Annotated in this window: 7 protein-coding genes; 3 read left to right on the plus strand and 4 right to left on the minus strand. The window is 35.9% G+C overall.

Translation table 11 applies throughout. The features are described from left to right. Window positions 1–187: 187 nt before the first annotated feature. The 3 genes from ACH2CJ_RS18705 to ACH2CJ_RS18715 are packed head-to-tail and all read left to right on the plus strand — an operon-like array spanning window position 188 to window position 2,378. Window positions 188–958: an alpha/beta fold hydrolase gene (locus ACH2CJ_RS18705; protein WP_394995191.1), complete on the plus strand. Its 771-nt coding sequence runs from the start codon at window positions 188–190 to the stop codon at window positions 956–958. Window positions 959–1,011: 53 nt separating this feature from the next. Next, window positions 1,012–1,428 carry an alternative ribosome rescue aminoacyl-tRNA hydrolase ArfB gene (gene arfB / locus ACH2CJ_RS18710; protein ID WP_394995194.1) on the plus strand — a complete coding sequence of 139 codons (417 nt, stop codon included), beginning with the start codon at window positions 1,012–1,014 and terminating at the stop codon, window positions 1,426–1,428. A gap of 53 nt (window positions 1,429–1,481) precedes the next feature. Next, window positions 1,482–2,378: a PE-PGRS family protein gene (locus ACH2CJ_RS18715; protein WP_394995197.1), complete on the plus strand. Its 897-nt coding sequence runs from the start codon at window positions 1,482–1,484 to the stop codon at window positions 2,376–2,378. Window positions 2,379–2,427: 49 nt separating this feature from the next. Here ACH2CJ_RS18715 and ACH2CJ_RS18720 read toward each other — a convergent pair whose 3' ends face one another. The 4 genes from ACH2CJ_RS18720 to ACH2CJ_RS18735 all read right to left on the minus strand — a co-directional run. Then, window positions 2,428–2,745 carry a hypothetical protein gene (locus tag ACH2CJ_RS18720; protein ID WP_394995199.1) on the minus strand — a complete coding sequence of 106 codons (318 nt, stop codon included), beginning with the start codon at window positions 2,743–2,745 and terminating at the stop codon, window positions 2,428–2,430. Window positions 2,746–2,937: 192 nt separating this feature from the next. Then, window positions 2,938–4,254, minus strand: a complete 1,317-nt coding sequence (ffh, locus tag ACH2CJ_RS18725; protein ID WP_394995201.1) for a signal recognition particle protein — start codon at window positions 4,252–4,254, stop codon at window positions 2,938–2,940. Between the two features lie 100 nt (window positions 4,255–4,354). Continuing rightward, the gene (locus ACH2CJ_RS18730; protein WP_394995204.1) at window positions 4,355–4,696 is read right to left on the minus strand and encodes a DUF1697 domain-containing protein; all 342 of its coding nucleotides are present in this window, start codon (window positions 4,694–4,696) and stop codon (window positions 4,355–4,357) included. Window positions 4,697–4,714: 18 nt separating this feature from the next. After that, a partial coding sequence (locus ACH2CJ_RS18735; protein ID WP_394995207.1) for a transposase occupies window positions 4,715–5,130 on the minus strand: 416 nt, incomplete at its 5' end.

Here is a 5,130-nt window from a genome sequence, read left to right on the forward strand (position 1 = left end):
GTTTGTTTTGGGGGGATTCATAAATTGATGTTTAGTTCCTAAAACAAATATATCAGCTTTTTGAATCCCTATCTTTTTTTTATGAACAAACCCTGAAAAGGAATATAAATCAATCAGGTTAAGAAAAAAGACACTAATTGTTTTTTATAAAACCATATCTTTGTGCTTCAAATGACAATGGTAAAGCATGAAACTTTTTTTTAGAAAAACGGGCGAAGGTCAGCCAATTTTGATTCTACACGGAATTTTTGGTTCGTCAGATAATTGGTTTTCGATTAGTAAAATGATTGCCGAAAAAGGCTATGCTATTTACGCTTTAGATGCACGAAATCATGGACAATCGCCTCGTAGTGAGGAGTTTAGCTATGAACTAATGGCAGCAGATTTGAATGAATTTATAGAACACCATCAGTTAGAAAAACCAGTCATTATTGGGCATTCAATGGGTGGCAAAACAGTCATGCACTTTGCCATGAAATACCCCGAAAAGTTTTCAAAACTCATCATTGTTGATATTGCTCCAAAGTTTTATCCGTATCATCACGGACATATTATTCAAGGTTTAAATTCGATTGATTTAGAAAATCTTAAAAGCCGTAATGATGCCGAAACACAGTTAGCAAAATTTGTATCGAATATCGGTGAAAGACAGTTTTTGTTAAAAAACATCTACCGAACCGAAGATGCCAAGTTTGATTGGCGAATAAATTTACCTGTTTTAAGCAAAGAAATCTATCAAGTTGGTGGAGATTTTACCGATGTTCATGAAGTAAACGAACCCGTGCTTTTCATTCGTGGCAGCGAATCTGGCTATATTTTTGATGAAGATATTCCAACAATTAAGAAAATATTTCTCAATGCAATCATCGAAACCATCGTAGGAGCTGGGCATTGGGTTCAAGCCGAAAAGCCTCTTGAATTTGTGGAAGCTGTAATAGACTTTTTGAATAAAAAGTAGGCTTTAAATGTTTGATTTTTAATCAGTAACTAAAAAGTGGGCTAAAAATATGTATGGAAAATGACATAAAAAATATTGATTTCTCTCCTGAATTTGAATTTCACACCTCCCGAAGTGGTGGGCCTGGTGGGCAGAATGTCAATAAAGTAGAAACCAAAGTAGAGCTAAGATTTGATATTCAGGCATCGAACTTGTTGACTGACACTCAAAAAGAAAAGTTTTTAGAAAAACTCCAAAATCAATTAGTACAAGAAACTATTTTGGCTATCACTGCCCAAGAAAAGCGAAGTCAGTTGCAGAATAAAGAGTTGGTTATTAAGAAGTTTTACAAGATTCTGGAGAAGGCTTTTCACGAGAGAAAAAAACGACTTCCTGCAAAACCATCGCAAGGAGCAGTAGAGAAACGCTTAAAAACCAAGAAAATTGATTCTGATAAGAAGACATTAAGAAGCGAAAAAATAGAATTTTAATACTAATCTCTCGTTATAAAAGTTGAAAGTTTGTCATGTAACTTAGCCTCACAATGCAGAAATCCATTTCTTACATACTAATTGTTATTGTTTTAAGTTCATGCGTCTGGTTTACCAAGAAACCGACTCCTACGCCTACAGAAGTTATTCCCGATTTTGAAACCACACCTCAAAGCTATATTTTACCTCTCTCCATTGCCGATGAGGCCTCTGGATTATGTGATAGCAAAAGCATGACGGGTAATGTTTGGGTAGAAGAAGATGGCAATAACCCCAATATGATTTATCTTTTTTCGCACAAAGCCGAATACAAAGGAAAAATACAAATGCCTTTTCCCAATCGAGATTGGGAAGATATGACGATTGGTGCGGGTCCAGAAACAGGAAAAAATTATATTTACTTGGCAGATATTGGCGATAATGCGGCTGCTTATGATAATCAATATTATATTTATCGTTTTCTTGAACCACAATCTTTGAATGATGAAGTAAAAAATTATGATCGAATTGCTTTTCAGTACCCTGATGGTAGCCGTGATGCTGAATGCATTTTGCTCGACCCCACTACTAAAGATATTTATATCGTTACGAAGCGTGAATTCAATGTTCGCCTCTATCAACTCCCTTATCCTCAATCAGTTACTGAAACACAAACTGCTAAGTTTATTCTAAATATTCCTCTTCAAATCATTACGAGTGGCGGTATCTCATCTGATGGAAAAGAAATTGCCTTACGAAATTATGAGGCTATTTATTATTGGTATCGGAAAGAAAATGAAAGCATTATTAATGCCCTCGCTCGTAGTCGAGATAAGCTCCTCCCCTACGTAAAGGAATCTCAAGGCGAAGGTTTTTGTTTTGATAAAGACAATAAAGGCTATTTTACAAATAGCGAAAGACCCGATGGACAAACTACGCCTACATCTTTATATTATTATAGAAAGAAGTGAAAAGTTTACTTGGTCAATTGCTTGGCAATCTGATAAAATATTGTGCTTCCTATTTCGAGTAATTCGTCAGGAAAATCAAATTTTGAGCAAAACGAAACATCGTTGCGGCATGTCCATCATATCCGCACTTATGCGAAACCCCATCTTTTATAGACCTGTGAGCAAAATCGTTGTCTTCTTGAATAGGCAACGCATCTAATTCACAACGAAAAAGGATTGTTGAGCCAGACTCAATTCCATTGATTTCGGCAATGAGTGAATGAAACGAAAACCCTCGGTATATTTTGGTAATACCCCATTTATTTAATTCTTGGATTACATATTCACTCGTATTTTTTTTCGACTGTTGAAAGTTCTGGATTGGCATGAATATGTCGGCGAAATTCTGTGGTAGTTGTCATTGTATTTGTCTGCGAAAATGAGTTGAAACTTGAAAAGAGTGTAATAATAGATTTTCAAGATGATGTAGAACAATATTAGCCAAAACACTATTAAAAACAAATAAAAAAGGTCAATAAGCATTTCAGCTCATTGACCTTTTCATTTTTACAAGAAAACCTTATTTGAATGCCTTCATTTTACCACTTGATTGCATTTGATTTACTTTTTTCATCATGCCTCTCATTTGGTCAAATTGCTTCAAAAGATTATTTACTTGCTGAATATCGGTTCCGCTACCTGCGGCAATTCTTTTCTTACGACTGCCATCAATCATGTCTGGTTTTTCACGCTCTTTCGGAGTCATTGATTTGATGATTGCTTCAATTGGTTTGAACGAATCATTGCTAATATCAACGTCTTTGATTTGCGAACCAACGCCAGGAATCATGCCCATCAAATCTTTGATGTTTCCCATTTTTTTGATTTGTTCCAGTTGCGTCAAGAAGTCGGTCAAATCAAACTTATTCTCACGCATTTTTTTATTTAAGCGACGAGACTCGTCTTCGTCAAAAGCCTGTTGAGCTCTTTCTACCAAGGAAATAACATCACCCATGCCCAAAATTCTACTCGCCATACGGTCAGGATAGAAAATATCAAGGGCATCCATTTTTTCACCAGTCGAAATAAACTTGATTGGTTTATTAACAACCGCTTTGATTGAAAGTGCTGCACCACCACGTGAATCTCCGTCTAATTTTGTTAGAACAACACCATCAAAATCTAATCTTTCGTTGAACGTTTTGGCAGTATTTACCGCATCTTGACCAGTCATTGAGTCCACCACAAATAAAATTTCGCTTGGCGAAACTGCCTTTTTGATGTCCTCCACCTCTTTCATCATTACCTCATCAACCGCCAAACGACCAGCCGTATCAATAATTACGACGCTTTTCCCTTTGGTTTTGGCATAAGCTAAGGCATTTTTGGCAATTTCAACGACATTTTTGTTTTCTGGCTCGGCAAAAACTTCTACACCTACTTGCTCACCCAACACTTGTAATTGTGTAATCGCAGCTGGGCGGTACACATCACAGGCAACAAGTAGCACTTGACGACCTTGTTTTTTGAGATAAGCAGCAAATTTTCCCGAAAAAGTAGTTTTACCCGAGCCTTGCAAACCCGCAATCAAAATTACTGCTGGCGAACCTTTGAGATTGATACTTTGAGCTTGTCCGCCCATTAAATCCATCAATTCTTCTTGAACGATTTTGACAAACATTTGCCCTGGTTCAACGGCAATCATTACTTTTCGGTCAATCGCTTTTTCCCGTACACGGTCGGTTACATCTTTGGCAACTTTATAGTTTACGTCGGCATCCATCAAAGCACGTCGTACTTCTTTGACGGTGGCTGCCACATTAATATCCGATATTCTGCCTTGCCCTTTGAGGGTTTTTATGGCTTTATTGAGCTTATCACTTAAATTTTCAAACATTTCTTAACTTTTTTGATTTCTTTCCCTAATTATGGAGCAAAGATAAATATAAAACATATTCGCAAAGTTACTAATTTTAAAGGTAAATTTTTAATCAATTTTATGAAACAAGCATTTTTTCAAGCGTATTGATATTCCGAACTGTTGTGCTGCTTTTATATTTTACTTTTGCGAGGATTTTTGAGAAAACGGTGTCGGTACTTTCGCCTTTGGTTACTTTCCAATAAAACACTTGATTGCCTACGGTTATTTCCTCATCTACGTCCTGCGAAATAGTTTTCAGTTCTTCAAAAATGGCTTCTCCTTCTACAAATATTACATACGCATGGTGGTTTTCATCTTTCTCGAATGGATATTTGATAACGATTTCGGACAAAGAATCAAATTGATAAAGTAACACAAACGCCTGATAATGAAAAGTTTCCGAAAGTCCTTTCTCCAAAATAAGTTTAATTTCTGGTTACCACACAGGTTGATTTTTAATGATTAGATTTAGGTATGGAAGTACCTCCAGTTGCCTTTTTAGCAATGTATCAATGACAGAACGAATGACACAAAAGGCATTTTGACCAGTTTTAAACTGTCCAGAAACTTTTTGTTTGACTTTAATATTTCTGATAGCTCTTTCAGAACCATTATTATCAGGAGGAATGTCTATATCATAAATACATGGCAATAAAAAATTTCGGTATTTTAACATCGAAATCTGAAAAGTGGCAGTTAGAGCATATTTTTCTTGGTCAATATTTATCAGCAGTAGGTCGTTGAGCCTTTTTTCTAATAAAATTGCCTCGTTGGAATTAGTTTGGCAAGGCTGTTTATTTTTGAAAAGGATTTTTCTAAGGTCAAAAACATCGCCAAGTAACTGTTTAAATT

Source organism: Emticicia sp. (assembly GCF_043780375.1).
Classification (GTDB): Bacteria; Bacteroidota; Bacteroidia; order Cytophagales; family Spirosomataceae; genus Emticicia.